The sequence below is a fragment of the Clostridioides sp. ES-S-0006-03 genome, from assembly GCF_020662275.1.
Lineage (GTDB): Bacteria > Bacillota > Clostridia > Peptostreptococcales > Peptostreptococcaceae > Clostridioides.
The window spans coordinates 258,952-275,764 of sequence record NZ_JADGMM010000004.1 but is presented as its reverse complement, the minus strand read 5'-3'; the positions used below and the strand labels follow the sequence as shown (position 1 = coordinate 275,764).

Annotated in this window: 17 protein-coding genes; 4 read left to right on the top strand and 13 right to left on the bottom strand. The window is 25.7% G+C overall.

The genetic code is table 11. The features are described 5' to 3' along the window. Nucleotides 1-804 (bottom strand): hypothetical protein, encoded by an 804-nt coding sequence (locus IR151_RS07445; RefSeq protein ID WP_227433888.1) that lies wholly within the window; start codon nt 802-804, stop codon nt 1-3. A 397-nt stretch (nt 805-1,201) separates the two neighbouring features. Next, on the bottom strand, nt 1,202-2,083 hold the full coding sequence (gene pepI / locus IR151_RS07440) for a proline iminopeptidase (protein WP_227433887.1): 882 nt from the start codon (nt 2,081-2,083) through the stop codon (nt 1,202-1,204). Nucleotides 2,084-2,738: 655 nt separating this feature from the next. Here pepI and IR151_RS07435 point away from each other — a divergent pair. After that, nucleotides 2,739-3,713, top strand: coding sequence for an aromatic acid exporter family protein (locus IR151_RS07435; protein ID WP_227433886.1), 975 nt, complete (start codon nt 2,739-2,741; stop codon nt 3,711-3,713). Nucleotides 3,714-3,841: 128 nt separating this feature from the next. On the opposite strand, the gene IR151_RS07430 is transcribed toward IR151_RS07435, so the two are convergent. From IR151_RS07430 to IR151_RS07400, 7 genes are all read right to left on the bottom strand, one after another. Further along, the gene (locus tag IR151_RS07430; RefSeq protein WP_227433885.1) at nt 3,842-4,861 is read right to left on the bottom strand and encodes a sensor histidine kinase; all 1,020 of its coding nucleotides are present in this window, start codon (nt 4,859-4,861) and stop codon (nt 3,842-3,844) included. Then, nucleotides 4,861-5,535 (bottom strand): response regulator transcription factor, encoded by a 675-nt coding sequence (locus IR151_RS07425; RefSeq protein ID WP_227433884.1) that lies wholly within the window; start codon nt 5,533-5,535, stop codon nt 4,861-4,863. The genes IR151_RS07430 and IR151_RS07425 overlap by 1 nt, the downstream gene beginning before the upstream one ends. A gap of 151 nt (nt 5,536-5,686) precedes the next feature. After that, nucleotides 5,687-7,594 (bottom strand): FtsX-like permease family protein, encoded by a 1,908-nt coding sequence (locus IR151_RS07420; protein ID WP_227433883.1) that lies wholly within the window; start codon nt 7,592-7,594, stop codon nt 5,687-5,689. Next, the gene (locus IR151_RS07415; RefSeq protein WP_227433882.1) at nt 7,595-8,347 is read right to left on the bottom strand and encodes an ABC transporter ATP-binding protein; all 753 of its coding nucleotides are present in this window, start codon (nt 8,345-8,347) and stop codon (nt 7,595-7,597) included. A 280-nt stretch (nt 8,348-8,627) separates the two neighbouring features. Continuing rightward, nucleotides 8,628-8,984 carry a DUF4180 domain-containing protein gene (locus tag IR151_RS07410; protein WP_227433881.1) on the bottom strand — a complete coding sequence of 119 codons (357 nt, stop codon included), beginning with the start codon at nt 8,982-8,984 and terminating at the stop codon, nt 8,628-8,630. Between the two features lie 20 nt (nt 8,985-9,004). Continuing rightward, nucleotides 9,005-9,466, bottom strand: coding sequence for a helix-turn-helix domain-containing protein (locus tag IR151_RS07405; RefSeq protein ID WP_227433880.1), 462 nt, complete (start codon nt 9,464-9,466; stop codon nt 9,005-9,007). Nucleotides 9,467-9,793: 327 nt separating this feature from the next. Continuing rightward, nucleotides 9,794-10,993 carry a S41 family peptidase gene (locus IR151_RS07400; RefSeq protein WP_227433879.1) on the bottom strand — a complete coding sequence of 400 codons (1,200 nt, stop codon included), beginning with the start codon at nt 10,991-10,993 and terminating at the stop codon, nt 9,794-9,796. A 534-nt stretch (nt 10,994-11,527) separates the two neighbouring features. On the opposite strand from IR151_RS07400, the gene IR151_RS07395 reads away from it, so the two are divergent. The 3 genes from IR151_RS07395 to IR151_RS07385 all read left to right on the top strand — a co-directional run bounded on the left by IR151_RS07395 (nt 11,528) and on the right by IR151_RS07385 (nt 14,393). Continuing rightward, nucleotides 11,528-12,301: a sulfite exporter TauE/SafE family protein gene (locus tag IR151_RS07395; protein ID WP_227433878.1), complete on the top strand. Its 774-nt coding sequence runs from the start codon at nt 11,528-11,530 to the stop codon at nt 12,299-12,301. Nucleotides 12,302-12,315: 14 nt separating this feature from the next. Further along, on the top strand, nt 12,316-12,576 hold the full coding sequence (locus IR151_RS07390; protein WP_227433877.1) for a DUF1254 domain-containing protein: 261 nt from the start codon (nt 12,316-12,318) through the stop codon (nt 12,574-12,576). Nucleotides 12,577-12,662: 86 nt separating this feature from the next. Continuing rightward, complete coding sequence (locus tag IR151_RS07385; protein WP_227433876.1) at nt 12,663-14,393, top strand: alkyl sulfatase dimerization domain-containing protein; 1,731 nt, start codon at nt 12,663-12,665, stop codon at nt 14,391-14,393. Nucleotides 14,394-14,576: 183 nt separating this feature from the next. On the opposite strand, the gene IR151_RS07380 is transcribed toward IR151_RS07385, so the two are convergent. From IR151_RS07380 to IR151_RS07365, 4 genes are all read right to left on the bottom strand, one after another. Beyond that, nucleotides 14,577-14,912, bottom strand: a complete 336-nt coding sequence (locus IR151_RS07380) for a hypothetical protein (protein ID WP_227433875.1) — start codon at nt 14,910-14,912, stop codon at nt 14,577-14,579. Continuing rightward, nucleotides 14,896-15,096, bottom strand: a complete 201-nt coding sequence (locus IR151_RS07375) for a hypothetical protein (protein ID WP_227433874.1) — start codon at nt 15,094-15,096, stop codon at nt 14,896-14,898. Before IR151_RS07375 ends, IR151_RS07380 begins: the two co-directional genes overlap by 17 nt. An 8-nt stretch (nt 15,097-15,104) precedes the next feature. Further along, nucleotides 15,105-15,767: an ABC transporter ATP-binding protein gene (locus IR151_RS07370; protein ID WP_227433873.1), complete on the bottom strand. Its 663-nt coding sequence runs from the start codon at nt 15,765-15,767 to the stop codon at nt 15,105-15,107. A 432-nt stretch (nt 15,768-16,199) separates the two neighbouring features. Continuing rightward, nucleotides 16,200-16,721, bottom strand: coding sequence for a CD3072 family TudS-related putative desulfidase (locus IR151_RS07365; RefSeq protein WP_227433872.1), 522 nt, complete (start codon nt 16,719-16,721; stop codon nt 16,200-16,202). Nucleotides 16,722-16,813 lie beyond the last annotated feature (92 nt).

The following is a 16,813-nucleotide window of genomic DNA, read 5'->3' as shown; positions in this document are numbered from 1 at the left end:
CTACATAATTTTCAATTTTTCGTCTACAGCTATTTTTTTTGCTGTTTTACTTCCATATTTGTAAATAAACATCATTTTGTCTATTGCTATATAGTCACTGTTTCTATCTATAATATTACAATTTAAAAAATCTCTAATATACTTTTCTTCAACATCTTCTTTTGATAGTACTTCTTTTAATACTTCTTCTAATTCCTCTTTAGATACTTTCTTTACAATATACTTAATCACTAAAATATTTACTTTTAGGAATTCTAATATTTTATTCTTATCTAAATTAGTTATAAAGTTAATAGCTGCCTCATTATTCTTAATAGCTATAAGTTCTGTATTATAACTAGGAAAATCTATATATCTTAATGCATCATAACTTATTTTTACTGCTTCTTCTTGTACACTTTCATAAGGTTGTTTTATAAACTTTATCGAATCATAATTTTTTCTTACTGCTAATAATTGTAACTCTTCACTTGGATTTTTAGAATATTTAATAGCCCACCCTGCTTGATTTATAGCTAATTTAATCACTTTATCAGTTGGATTTTTTATATAGTCTAATATACTCCATCCATCATTTACTGCTTTTATCATCATATCTTCTGTTGGGTCATTTATAAATTTAATTGCTCTAATATTGTTATCAATTGCTAATTCTTGCATCTCTCTAGTTGGATTATTTATATATTCTAGTACAAGTCCATTTTCTTTGATAGCTAATAGTTTCATCTCATCAGTTGGATTATTTATAGTTGCTATAATATTAGGATTATTTTTTATCATTTCAATAACTTTTGACTTTTCCATAATATGCCTTTCCTTCTATAGTTATTTTTATTTATATATTAATATAATAATCTATTCCTATTTATATAATTGTTTCTTATTATAATAAATATACTTTTTAAGCAAGTTTAAACAGAATAATTATACCAATTTTAAAAAAAATTTCTAAAATCTCATAAAACTAAGTGTTTTTAAATTCTATTATTATATGTTAATTATAGTAGTTTTTTAATAATTTGTATGATTTATTGAGGTTTTAAGACTTTTTTTCTCTTTAAACACTTTTAAACTTTTTACAATTGTTCATATTATTCTTATTCAAAATTTATCATATATAAAAAATACTCTAATTTATAATAAAATAATAAAAAAAGAGATTAAACAATCAGTTTAATCTCTTTTATAAATTTATATAAGCTTAATCATTTTCATTTAACCATTTAGTTAGAACTTCTATATATTTATCATTTTCTTCAACAAATGGCATATGTCTTGAATATTCAAATAGTTCCCATTTACTATTAGGTATCCTATCATACATAGTCTTTGCAATATATGGTGAACACAAATCTATCGCTCCACTAGTTACTAAACAAGGTTCCTTTATTTCATGTAATCTATCTGTAAACTCATATCCAGAAAGAGTACCTGTAGGAGAAAATTCATTATATCCCCATCCTACAATATATGCTTCAGAACCAGACTTTTTAGGTCTTCTTAAACATTCAGGAGAATCTTCAGTTACTTCCCCTGCACAATACATCTCCATAAACTTTTCTAATGCATCATTATATTCTTTACTAGAGTAATCTCCAGTATTTACTGCATCAAGTAACGCTTTTTGGTCAGCTTCACTCATATATGATATTCTTCTTTTTTGTTCTTTTTCCCAAAGTTTTGCAGAAGAAAGAGTAGATGAAAGAATGTACGACTTGATACCCTTTGGTTTATATTCAATAGCATACCAAATAGCCTGCATACCTCCCCAAGACTGACCTAATAGATGTATTTCATCAAGCCCTAGATGTTTTCTTAGTTCGATAAGTTCTTTTATCCAAGTGTCTGCATTAAATAACTCAGGATGCCCTTCTACAAATGAATTACCACAACCAATTTGGTCATACATTATAACTTGTCTTCCACTTTCAGCTATCTTGTCCAATACTTCAAAATAGTTATGTGTAGAACCTGGACCTCCGTGAAGTAGTACTAATGGTTTCTTTCCTTCTGTAGCTTCTCCCACTATACGGTAATAGGTTTTAAAACCTTCAAAAGGCATGTATCCTTCAGTAATTTTCATGTTTATCTCCTCCAATTTGTCATTATGAACAATAATTAAGTTCATTAATAAGGCTATTTAAAACTTCTCATACATATTTAATTATGTATTTTTATCTTTATACTTACTTTTATAAATAGTATAACATAAAAGTTAAAAATCACCATACAAAACAAATTATAAAATCATATTAATTATATAATTTTATTTTTTATTAATAATAGTATATACATTTTTGACTATTTTCATTTGCTACAACTATTTTTATTTGTTATTATGATATGAAATAAAAAAAATATCATCATGATGTATACCAGTTTTCTTGCATTTCTAATATTCTTATAAACATATTATACTTATAATCACATAATCATATTTTAAAGTCAGTTGTACTTGTCAGTATGAGCTTTATAGCGCTATTTATTGGTATTATTAGCAAATCATCAAAAGCAACAATTATTACATCATTCTTGTTAATATTTTTAACTCAATCAAATGTATGAGATTTTACACTGGCAAATAATATATACAAAAAACTTTCATAAAATAAAAATATATTGATTGTATTTAGCTAAATAGGGCAATAAAATAATTAAGTATAATTAATTACATTTCAAACCCTATTAGTTTTATGTTAAAATTATCTTTATTATATTTGTTTACAGGAGGTTTATATTTGAATAATATTAATTCACTTAAAGTAATAAAATTATCTCTTGGATGCTCTCTTGCTATATCTATTGCTTGGCTGTTAAAATTAGAATACTCTATGGTCGCTGGAGTTATAGTACTACTTACAGTAAAGGACACTAAAAAAGAAACGCTTAAGGGTTCTATTGGAAAGGTTTATGGTTTTCTCTTATGTACTATTTTTTCCTATTTATGTTTTAATATTTTAGGATATAATTTGACTTCATTTTCAATATTTATATTCATAATTATACCACTTTGTTTTTTATTAAAAATTCAAGATGTTATTGCCATGTGTGTAGTAATTGCATCCCATTACTTCCTACAAGGAGAAACATCTATTAAATGGATTTTAAATGAAGCTGGAATATTTGCAATAGGTACTGGAATAGGTGTCATAATAAATATGTATATTCCAACAAATATACATAAAATCTATGAAGTACAAAAAAAGTTACAAGAAGAAGTGAGTATTGTGCTTATAGATATTGCCGATATTATTGTAAATCCTAAAAAAGAAAATAGGTTCAGTAGAGATTTATATACCTTAAATTCACTTATTGATAGTAGCATTTCTGAAACTTATGATAATATTAATAATACTTTATTAAGTGATACTAAATTTTTCTTAGAGCATATGGATATTATAAAAAGCCAACGGGATATCTTAGAAGACTTGTATAGTTATGTATCTCAACTAGACTCTACTCCACCACAAGCTCATATTCTATCTGCTTTCATACATAAGATAGGTTATACTGAATTTGAAGCCGAAACAGGGAATCTTCTTCTTGAAGAATTGGGCAGGTTAATGCTTAGTATGCAAAATCAACCTCTACCTGTTGATAGAACAGAATTTGAAAATAGAGCTATTTTATTTTTCTGCTTAACTAAATTAAAACAGTTTTTAATTAACCGTATACGTGCTCAAGTTCTCAGAGATAATAATTTTTATAAATAGTATTATGAATCAAAAACAGGTAGATAATCTCCCTGCTTTTTGATTCGTAATACTATTTCAAATTATATTCTACAGTAAAATACTACTATATTTTTTAGATTTAAAGTGGATACACTCAATCTATTAATTTAATTATTTAGATTTAAATAATCAGATATATTATAAAAATGAATATTAAAAATTGTATAAACACCATTTTCTGAGTATACATCAATCTTATGACCTAAGTTATCTATCATCTTTTTTGCAAAGTATAATCCCATTCCAGTAGATTTATACAATCTATTTCTTCCATTTGTTCCTGTAAATCCTCTATTAAAAACTCTACATATATCCTCTTCATTTATACCTATACCATAATCCTTTATAGATAACACTACTCCGTTTTCTAATGGCTTTGCATTAAATTCAATTTTACCAACTTCTTTTGAGTATTTTATAGCATTATTAATAATTTGGTCTAAAATATAGGCTATACATTTAGAATCAGTGTAAACAGTATAATTTAAGTTGTTTAAACTAACTTCAATATTGTTTTTTATGAGTAAAAACGAGTTATTCTTTATAGAGGATTTTATTAATTTTTCTAAATTAACTTTATTCATAAATATGTCCTCAAACATACTATTACTTCTACTACTATATAAAATAGAATTTACTAAAAAGTTTATTTTTGCAATTTGATTCTTAATATCTATACTATCTTCTATATTATTTAATCTATCTGTAATTATACTCAAAGATGATATTGGAATCTTTATTTCATGAACCCATTTAGCTATGTATTCATCTAATTCTTTTAGAGATTGTTTGTAATTTTTTGTATCATCATTATTCTTTGATTTCAAATTTCCAATAATATCTCTCATGATATTTGCTTCAAAGGATTGTCCACTAATCAAGTAGTTGTCTATATCATCATTATTTTCTAGACACTTACATAAATCTTTATAGCTATTTTTAAAGTTTATATAATCTACAATAAAAAATACTATTATTATGAGTAAAGCTAGAAAATCTAAGTATATTAACTCTGCATATTGATTCTCAAATATATTTATAGCAAATAAGTAAATATTTATTATACTAATGATAATAAAAAAAAGCACAATATACTTGAATCTGTCTTTTAAATATTTTACTATCATTATATTATATATCCTATTCCCTTTTTAGTTTTTATAAAATCATCAACACCTAACTCTTTAACCTTACTTCTCAATCTATTTATATTTACAGTAAGAGCATTATCTGTAACAAATTCATCATTATCCCATAAAGTCATCATAAGACTTTCTCTTGATACAACTTTATTTTTATTTTTTAATAATAAGTTTAAAATTTTTATTTCGTTTTTAGTCAATTCTATATCTTTTTCCTTGTACTTGTGTTTTATAATTCCTTTTCCTACATCAAACATTAAATCTTTGTAGTATAGAATACTATTAGAGTCGCTATAATTATAAGCTCTTCTTATTATCCCATTTATTTTGGTAACTAAGATATCTATAGAAAATGGTTTTGTAATATAATCATCTCCTCCATTATTTATTCCCATTATTAAATCCATATCAGAATCTCTTGATGAAAGGAATATTATTGGAACATTTGAAACACCCCTTATTTTCTCGCACCAGTAAAATCCATTATACAGTGGTAAATTAACATCCAAAAGTACTACATCTGGTTTTTTATCTATAAATTCTTCTAAAATCAGTTCAAAATTATCAATTACTTCTACTTTAAATCCCCATCGTTCTAACGCCAAAGCAATTTCTTTTGATAAATCAATATCATCTTCTATTAATAAAATTTTATACATTTATGCAATCTCCATTATTTTAATATTTTATTATAATATAAATTATCTCTATCATATTATATTTTGTATACATTTATTAGTCAAACGGCTTAAACCTAATTAATAAGAGACTCTTATTGTAAGAGTCTCTTTGTTTTAACAAATTTATTGATTAATTTTCGTATATTACCTTCTTAAACTTATTAATAGATACTGCTCCATATATTATGAAGATTATTAAGCATATTACTAAGCTTAATATATATATACTAAATAAATCAGCCATTAGTAAACTGCCTGCTAGTCTTAATGCAAAGTAACTTGATATTGTTGCACTTAACATTGGTAAAGTGTAAAATATAGCTACTTCTTTAAAGACAGCTTTATTTATTTCTTTTTCTGTAGTTCCTATCTTCAATAAAGTTTTATATTTATCTCTATCTTCATAAGCATCACTATATATTTTCATGTATATTATGCTTCCAGCCACAAGCGTAAATACTAAAAATAAAAATACAAGCACTACATATGCAAATTTCATCCATTGACTTTCGTTTTGAGCTTTATATCCATTTCTCATGTAGCCACTTTTCATACTTAAATTTTTTTCAATATTATCGAACATCTTTTGGCTATTTTCTTCCTCAGATACTTTCGCTCCATAAAAATATATTTGTTCTCCTTTGTCTTTTAACTTAGAGTAGATGTTATCATTTACTACTATAATGCTGTCATTAATCCCTGTTCCCAATACTGGTACTTTTATTTCCCCTTTTGTAATATTATATACTTGTCCATCAATGTTCACATTAGTTTCTTTTTTAGCTAATGTTAATATCGTTTGAGGACTTTTTAACTGCATTACATTATTTCCTTCAACTAATTTTTCGCCATACTCTTTTAATTCCTTCTCATTTCCATTTACTTTGAGAATATTGTAAAAATCACTGTATTTCATTATTATATTTAATTTATCATAATCATCTTTGCTATCTGGATTTTCTAAAGCTATTAGTTCTGGATTTACTGAATATCTTATACTATTAGTATCTTTTATTATATCTTCTATTTGTGTTCTATCTACTTCATTTTTATCTGTTGAAACTATACTAACAGTATATACATTCCTCTGTTCTTGAGCATTTTGTTGCATATGTTTTATGGCAACTGATGCACCAAGGGTTGATATTGTAGTCGTTATAATTATAGCTATTATAGAGTAAGTTTTATAGTTTTTATTTAATCTATAATTTATATTGTTTATTGCTATTATATTATTTCCATTGAATAATACCTTTTTATTTTTCATTATCATATGAAATACAACAGGCATAACTGATTTAAATAAACCATAAGTACCTATTATTATTATCACTATAACTGGTATTACACTAGCTATGTTTCCAGAGCGTATATCCATAGAAAGATAATAACCATATCCTAATACTAAAATTGATATTATGGCTAATATGTATAATCCTATACCTACTTTTGGTATTTTGTCTTGTTTCTTAGATGTGTTAATTAGGTTTATTACACTACTTCTACATATTGTTACAAAACCTTTTATAGTCATTATCATAAATATAGAAATAAATATCAAACTGGCATACATTATAGCTTTGATACTAAACCCATTGGATACATTTATATCAAATCCTGATAATTTTATTATTACTACCTGGAAAAATCTAGATGTTATTATCCCTATAAGTATTCCTGTGATACAAGAGCTTATTCCTATAAGCATATTTTCTACAAAATATATTTTTCCTATAGTATATAAATCCAACCCCATAAAAGATAGTATCCCTATTTCTTTTGACCTATTTTTAAAGAATATATTTGTCGCATACCATATAAAGAAAAATAAAAATACTGACAATATTATTATTACAGATATTAACACTGATAATGTGAATTTCTGATTTTCCCCTTGCAATACATTTATGGCATCACCATATCTTAGTAGTTCAAAATTAGTCAGTACAACTACTGAAAAGACCATAGATATAAAAAATGCCAGATAAGTTCTTATATTACTTTTAAAATTATTATAAGCAATTCCAAGTACACTCACTTACATTTCACCTCCCATAGAGGCCAACATATCCATAATTTTTCCATAAAATTCTTTTCTACTACTTCCTTTGTTTAATTTACACTTTATAGTTCCATCATTTATCATATATACTTCATTTGAATAACTTGCTGTTAGAGGGTCATGTGTAATCATTATAATAGTAGCATTATTCTCTTTATTTATTCTTTCTAATGAGTTTAAAAGTTCATAAGCTGATTTAGAATCTAAAGCACCTGTTGGCTCATCAGCAAATACTACTGCTGGATTTGTAATTAGTGACCTCGCTGCTGCACCTCTTTGTTTTTGACCTCCTGATAATTGATATGGATATTTATCTAAATGATTTTCTAATCCAAATTTTTTGGCTATCGAAAATACCTTACCTTCAATTTCTTTACTTTTCTTTTTCCCTAATGCCAGAGGAAGTGCTATATTATTCATGAGTGTCATATTATCTAATAAGTTATAGTCTTGAAATATAAATCCTATCTTCTCTCTTCTTAATTTTGATAGTTCATTATTTTTTACTTTAGATATGTTAATTCCATCGAGTATTATTTCTCCTGAGGTTTGTTTGTCAAGTGTAGACATTAGATTAAGTAATGTTGTTTTTCCTGCACCTGATGGACCCATTATTGCTATAAAATCACCTTCGTTAACTGTGAGAGATATACTTTTTAATACATTTGTTTTAAATCCTTTTATACCATAATCTTTTGATATATTCTTTATTTTTAATATTTCTTTCATAATTAATAACCTCCACTTGTTCATTTCTTAGTATATCTTTATTTTAAAGGTTTTGTACGGTTAAATCCTTATGTAAATATTACATTTTATCTACCAGTATTACACTTTTGTAACATAGAAAGGTTATTAATAAATATGTTTCTTAAGTTTGTATTTATATTAATTTCTTAATTCTGAAAATATCATTTACTTATTAAATAATCATCATATATATGTATTTTATTTTTATATTCAATACTTCTAAATGCCTTACTTATATTATTTATTTTATTAATCTCCGTCATTTTAGATTTAAAATATAATTTTTAGCATCCTCAAAATTATCAAATAGTCTAAAATTATTTGATTTATTTAACTCTAACATTAGTTCTGAAAATCTTTTATTTATCCTATTTTTATCATCAACAATTGCAGCAACTTGTATCCTATAATTTATAAATTTTTGTATTGTAATACCTGCCAAACCTGTCTTTAAATTAAAAAAATTATCTGTAAGTGAATTCTTACTAAACATCAAATAATCTGTACCATGTTCCATACACAGTGATATAATATCCATGATTTCTTCTTCATTACTAAATTTACTATCTACAAAAATATATTTTTTATCCTTTTGTTCTCTTATATCGTAATTCATTTTAGTTCCTCATTTCTACTTTAAATATTTTCTATTAATAAAGATATAGAGCTTAACATTTCCTCAATAAACTTTATATCTCCCCATAACATAACCCTAAGCCTATTTTCATTTTCGGCATACTTCAAATTAATGGTAGAACCACTTGATATTGAAGTTGGATTATTTGTAAGTGCCAAAAGCAAATTTGATAAACGTGAATATTCATTATTAGATATATTATTTATCTCAACTACTGTAGATACATTAACTTTTGGGATGCTCGCTAAGTTTTCAGATGCATTTAACCTAAATTCTATACCCTTATCTTCATTTTCACTCTTTACATCCATAAAACTATTTAAATCCTCTTGTGATACTCTCCACTGCTTACCGAGTTTATTAGCTTTTAATTTCCCATCTTTTATAAACTTTCTTATTGTTTTATGATGCATTTCTAAAATATTCGCAACTTGGTCTATTGTATAAAACTTTTCCTCCATAACTACACTTACCTTTCATTTGATAATAATAATAATAATATATTAGTTTAAGAATATCAAAAAGTCAAATTTATTTTGTATTTTATTGCTATTTATTATATTTTATTGCTTTTTAATGCTCTATTGAAATTATTATAATCTTTGTATAGAGGTTCCAATCAAATTCTAAAAGGACAAATAAATCTTATAAAAAACTTCAAAACTTACATAAAAAAGTAACTCAAAATCATTTAAAATCATTTTGAGTTACTTTTTTACAATTTTTCTATAATTTTTAATGCTAAAGATAAATCTCTAAAATAATATCCAGCAACATTTAATTGTTATTTAATAATTGATATTTTCAAGCTTTAATACCTTTTTTATACTGTTATCATCTTTAAAATTTGTTGTTCTTTTACAGTCTTTTACTTTAAACTCAGGAATAGTTTTAAATTCTTCATCGCATATTCCGTCTTTGTTTAAATACATACAACTTGACATTCTAACTATTAAACCACTATTTTTTAACTCAAACAACACAGGGTCTATTCCTCCACCATCACCTCCAGTAGTTTCTCCTACTAAAGTTGCAAACTTAGTCTCTTTACAAAACATAGAAAACGACTCTGATGATGAATATACTTTTTCATCTACAAGTAAGTATATATTACCTTTAAATTCCAAATCATTATTAGTATTTATGGTATAAGAAGTTTTTTCAAAATCACTAAAATTTTTTAAAGTTTCCTTTGGTGCATTTTTCTTTACACCTACTGGTAGGTTTTCTATAGGCTCTAACTTTATATTTCTTGCATTGGTGTATTTTTTAACTATTTTATTATTATTTCTATAGAGTCTATAACCATCTATTTTTATATCATTTTTTATAAGTTTAGATACAATTCCTTTCCAATACCTATCACTTCCGCCTGAATTTCCTCTTATATCAATAATTAGAGTTTGATATTTTTCTAAAGTATTAACATAATCTCCTATCATTTTTAAATCCTTATCCATTGACCCATTTTGTGGTGACATTGATGGTAAATACATGTATCCAACCTTACCTTTAATTATATCTTCTAAAATCAGTTCTTTTTTTACAAAAATATCATTTGGTATTTTTATTTTAGTATTTATAGAATTATATCTATCTACAACTTTTTTGTCATTAAGAAAGTCATACCAATTATTATTAGAGTATGATTTTTTAAAAAGTTCATATCTGTTTTTATTATCTATTAACTCAGTATGTTTATTGTTTAATTCTGATAATATAGAGGATACTTCTTCTATAAACTCTTCATCACTTTCAGTATTTTTAATTCTTTTTATATATTTGTCCTTATTTTCTAACCAGTCAATATGATTAAGTCTCTTATTTACATCCAAGTAAGGATACCCTGTTTTTATAACATTATATACATATTTAAAGTCATCTATCTTTTCTTCCTCAGATAGTTGCTTCTTTTGGGAATAAGTATTATTACTTAGTAAAATTATAGATATACAAATAATTCCTAAAAACAATATTTTCTTTTTCATACAATTTTCATCAACTCTCCAAGTTTATATTTTAATAGCCTATATTATTATAACTATTCTACACTAATACTTATATTTTATTATAATTTATATTTCCACAAATATACTTAAAATTCGTCTTCTTATGATTCTATAAAAAGCCTCTAAATATATAAATATACTTGAATATGGCTACTCTAAAGTAAAATTACTATTTAAATAATTTTCTTTTATATCTAAGTACATATATTATTTTACAAAACTATCATAAATATTATAATTAATTTTTAACTGCAACCATACATACTGTAATCTTATTTGATATAGAATTTTCTATATTTTCTTTTAACAAGTCAATTATTTTTTATATAATCCTTTTTTATTTTCTACTATTAATATTACATAGTTTTATATTTCATTATAGATAATAGTATTTGTAAAAATATATGAATTATTTCAAATTTAACCCTTATTAAAAATAAATTATTTTACTGTTTTAGGGCATACTTACTATTAATAAAATTAGCATAAAACTTTAGGATAGGAGAAACACATATGATATTTTTCATCGTAGGATTTATTGCATCTATTGTAGGAGCAATTTCTGGACTTGGTGGAGGAATTATTATAAAACCAGTTCTAGATGCAGTAACTACACTAGATGCTTCAGTTATAAGTTTTTTATCAACTTGTGCTGTATTTACTATGTCTTGTTCAGCTGTTATTAAACATATTAGATATAAAACTAAATTTGAAAAACCAACAACTATATTGCTTGGAAGTGGAGCAATTTTAGGAGGTTTAATTGGTACTGAAATATTTGAATTTATAGTTGAATTTATTAACAAAGATAAACTTGTAAAAATAATTCAGAATGGACTTCTTTTTACTTTATTAATATCTATATTAATATACATAAATCTACCTAATAAAAAACAATTCCATATAAAGAATCGTATATTTATAATTTTACTTGGATATACTTTAGGAATGATTTCATCTTTTTTAGGAATAGGTGGTGGTCCTATAAACATAACAGCCCTGACGTTGTTTTTCTCGATGGATTTAAAGAACGCATCTGTTAACTCAATAATACTGATACTATTCTCTCAAGCTTCAAAAATAATAACTCTATTAATTTCAAACTCTATTCCTTTAGGTCTTGATATATCAATGTTATTATGCATAATACTTGCTGCAGTTTTAGGTGGGTTGTTAGGTACTGCTATTAATAAAAAAATAAGTAAGGCAAAATTAATCATTGCTTATAATGCTGTTATGTTGTTTGTAATAATAACATGTTCATGGAACATAGTAAGGTTATTTTAAAGGAGGAATTCTCAATGAATAAGAATGATTTACTTAAAATAGTTAAAAATACTTATATATATGGATATCCAATAGTAGGTATGTATGAATTGCTATATACACAGATTATGAATCCCCAAACTAAATTAACAAATTTTAATGAATTTGCTCATACTGCCACTGTAGCATCACCACAAACATCGTTTATACCAGCACCAAACAATGATACTACATACTCAACAGCTTGGCTTGACTTACGTAAAGAACCTGTAATAATAGAAGTACCTAACACTTGATAGATGCTATTTGTGGTAAATGGTTACCTCCTGTTGTTACTAGAGTAAACTAATAAAATTTTTAATATTTAAAAGGAGTTATGTCTATGAGTAATTTCGCTTATACTGAAAAATCGAAGTTTGTTAATCCTAGATTGACAGAACATTCTAAAACAATGGAACAAAAAATTTATAAAACAGGTGAAAATGTATATAGTGCTGTTGGATTTGGATTATCTTATCCAGTTATGATTGAAGGAACTGATGGCATTATAATCATAGACCCAGCTGAAACTATAGAAATGATGGAAGAAATAATGAAGGGCTTTCGTAAAATCACTGATAAACCAGTCAAAGCAGTCATAGTTTCTCATAATCATGGTGACCATTGGGGCGGTATGAGTGTCTGTGTAAGTCAAGAACAAAGCCAAAATAAAGAAGTTTTAGTTATTGTCGATGAAACATTTATAAAACATTTCTCTCAAGCTAGTGGGGAACTACTAGATATTAGAATGGGAAGAGCTGTTTGGATGTATGGTTCTATACTTCCCAAAGGAGAACATGGCTATGTTAACTTAGGTTGTGGACCTGTTTTATCTAAAGGTTCTAATAAATTTATTACACCAAACACATTTGTATCTGTTGAAAATGGATTGAAAATTACTATATCAGGTGTTGATTTAGAGTTATTCCACTGTGAGGCTGAAACTGAAGATGCTGTATGTGTATTTTTACCTAAAGAAAAGATAATGTTTGTTGGAGATGCTGTTCAAGGCGAAATATTTCCTAACATATATACTGTTAGAGGTACTGTTCGCGATGCTAAGAAATGGTATGCAGGAATTGATAAAATTCGTAATTATCAACCACATTATTTAGTTGGAACTCATATGAGACCACTACATGGTAAAGATGAATGTACTTCTCTTCTAACAGACTATAGAGATGCTATACAGTATACTCATGACCAAACAGTTAGACTTATAAATATGGGATATACTCCTGATTATGCAATAAATGAATTAGGACAACTTCCCCCGCATCTATTTCAAAGAGAACGTTTAGGTGAATTTTATGGAACTTTTAAACAAGGCATTAAAGGTGTTTATGACCAATATATAGGCTGGTTTAATGGTGAAGCAAGTAAATTAAATCCTATTTATCCTAAAGATGCAGCTAAAAAATATATAAAAATTATGGGTGGTCGTGAAGTAATATTAACTGAAGCTAAAAAGGCTATCGATGACAAAGATTATGAATGGGCTGCAGAAATATTAAACTATCCTATCCGTATAAATAATAACGATATGGAAGCTAGAAGCCTTAAGGCATCTGCTGTTCGTATGCTTGGATATCAAACAGAGAATGCCACTTGGCGTAATTGGTATCTAACTAGTGCAATGGCATTAGATGGAACTTTTGAACAGATAGTAAAACAAGGTGGAGCCAATGCAGGATTCCCTCCTTTTTCAAATTCATTTATAGGTCTAACATCCAAAGCTATGTTTGAATCTTTCAAAGTTAAGCTAAATGGTCCTAAAAGTTCTGCTGTTCATATGACACTACTAGCATGTGTAACTGATACTAATGAAGTGTTTAATTTAGAGTTACGTAGAGGAATTATTGAAATACATGGTCAAGATAGTGATATAGAAGCTGATGTTTCAATTGATGCTTCCAAAGAAATATGGGCAAAGCTAATAACAAAAGAAGTTAATATTATTGAAGCTATTGAAAATGGTCTAGCAAAATGTAATGAACCACAAAAAGCCCAAGATTATTTGGACTTATTTGATGAATTTACTCCATTTGTAGATATGCCATTCTGGTTACAATAATTTTAAAGTGCCTATTTTGGATTTATTATTCAAATATAGGCGCTTTGTTGTAATTTAAATTAATTTTTTAGTATCTTTGGCCTCTTACTTTGCATCTTTAGTCTTCCACTTTAAAATAAAAGCTAGAGAATACTCCCTAGTTTTTATTTAATCAGTTAAGATTCATAACTATACAACTACTTGTTAAAATTTACTTAAATTTCCTTTACATTCTATTAATACCTTGTTTAATATATCGTTATCTTCAACTTCTAAAACCTCAATAAAACTTGGCATTATCTTTTTTCCATTTTCAATATGGATATTCTGTTCTATTGCATCTTTATTTTTCTTCCAATATTTTGATTTTTTATTTATATTCTCGATACTATTCATCGTGATAAAGTATTTATTTCTATGAGCATTTACTTTTTTAACACCATTTATATTTTCTATCTCTTTTAAAGTTTTTTTATCATAACTTACTGTATTTTGTAATATAGTGGTTTTAATACTGATATTATTATGGTGATGGTTCAAAGTATATAACATCCTTTGTACCTAACTCTTTTTTAGATTGATTTATCATTAAATTTCTAACATCTTCACTTATTATATTCATTACTAAAAATAATGCAGTTGAAATTACAATACTTATAACTATTAATAATGTATTTTTCTTATCTCCTATCATATATTTTCTTGCTAGTTTTTTTAGGTCCATAGCTACATCTACTCTCTTATAACTCCATCTTCTATTTTTATCACTTTGTTTGCATACTTAGCAATATTCATGTTGTGAGTTATCATTATTATTGTCTGATTGTATTTTTTCTGAGATTTTTTTAGCAAATTTAAAACCTCAGATTCACTTTTAGTGTCTAGATTACCAGTAGGTTCATCTGCTAATATTATTGATGGCTTGTTTATAAGTGCTCTTGCTATTGCTACTCTTTGTTGCTGTCCACCAGATAGTTGATGTGGTAGATGTTCTTTTCTATCATTTATACTTAGTAATAGCATTAATTCATCAACATAATTATCATTTTTATTATTGATATTTATTGTTGGTAATTTTATGTTTTCCTCAACTGTTAAAGCAGGAATTAGATTGTATGATTGAAATATTAAACCTATTTTTTCTCTCCGTAAAATAGATTGTTGTTTTTCATTAAGAGATGAGATATTTATATCTTCTATAATTACATGTCCACTTGTTGAAGTTTCAAGACCAGCCATTATATGTAATAATGTACTCTTTCCACTTCCACTCTTGCCTATTATTGCAACAAATTCACCTTTGTTTATTTTTATATTTATATTATTTAATGCCTTAACTTCTGTTTCATCTTTTCCATATATTTTAGTTAGGTTTTTTATTTGTAAAATACCCATTTTACCCTCCTTAGAATATAACTGTTTTATTTTTTATAGTTTTAATCATATACATGTACATTCCATATGACTTTAAGATAATTATATAAATCAACATTTATATAATTACTCCAACAAATATACTATTTTTTTAATTGAGTTATCTTAAATACAAAATAGCATTAAGGCATTCTACGTTCAATATTTATAGCACAAGTGGGTATTTGGGAGACACAACTGGGGTTAAACTTATGTATTTTTCAATTTTTAGGTTACTATATAAATTCATAAAAAGGGTGATTATTCTCCTTCTTCAGAATAATCACCCTTTTATATAAAAGCTTCTATTACAAATATTTATATGAAGTTTTTGAATCTGAATTTATATTATTATAGCTATCTAATATTCTTTTAGATAAGATAGTAAGCTTTTATAATATATCCTTAATATATTTACTTATCTTCTCTAAGTTCGTCAAATCCAACTATAGGTATTTCTAAATTATATTCATTAAGTAATTTTTCTAACTCATCTATAAAAATACCTTTCTCTTCTACCATTTGGATATCATTTATTTTATTCATCAAATCCTTGCAACCACTTAATTCACCAAACCAATTTTTAGAACTACAGGTCTTGTTATATCCACAACTTGGGCTACCATCTACGGCAATGATACTTTTTATATTATAATTATTTTTTAAATATTCATCAAACTGTCTTATATAAGGTATTAGCATTTGTCTACATTGTTCTCTAAAAAACAAATTGTCAAACTGTTCTTTTACATGTCCCCACCCATTTATTCCATACAAAATCATCTCTGGACATGGTAATTGAATTATTTCATATCCATTATTTATTAAATCTATTGTTATACTTTGTGCACCTTTAAACTCTGATAGACCCTCTACTTTAGAGTTACAATTTAATATACAATGGCAAACTACTACAATCTCTCTGTTTCTTTTCATAATATTCTCCTTAAGTATTCTCACTTTTAATAATACTACATATTTTGATAATTATATTATTCATTTGCTCTATATTTATAGTATTCTATATA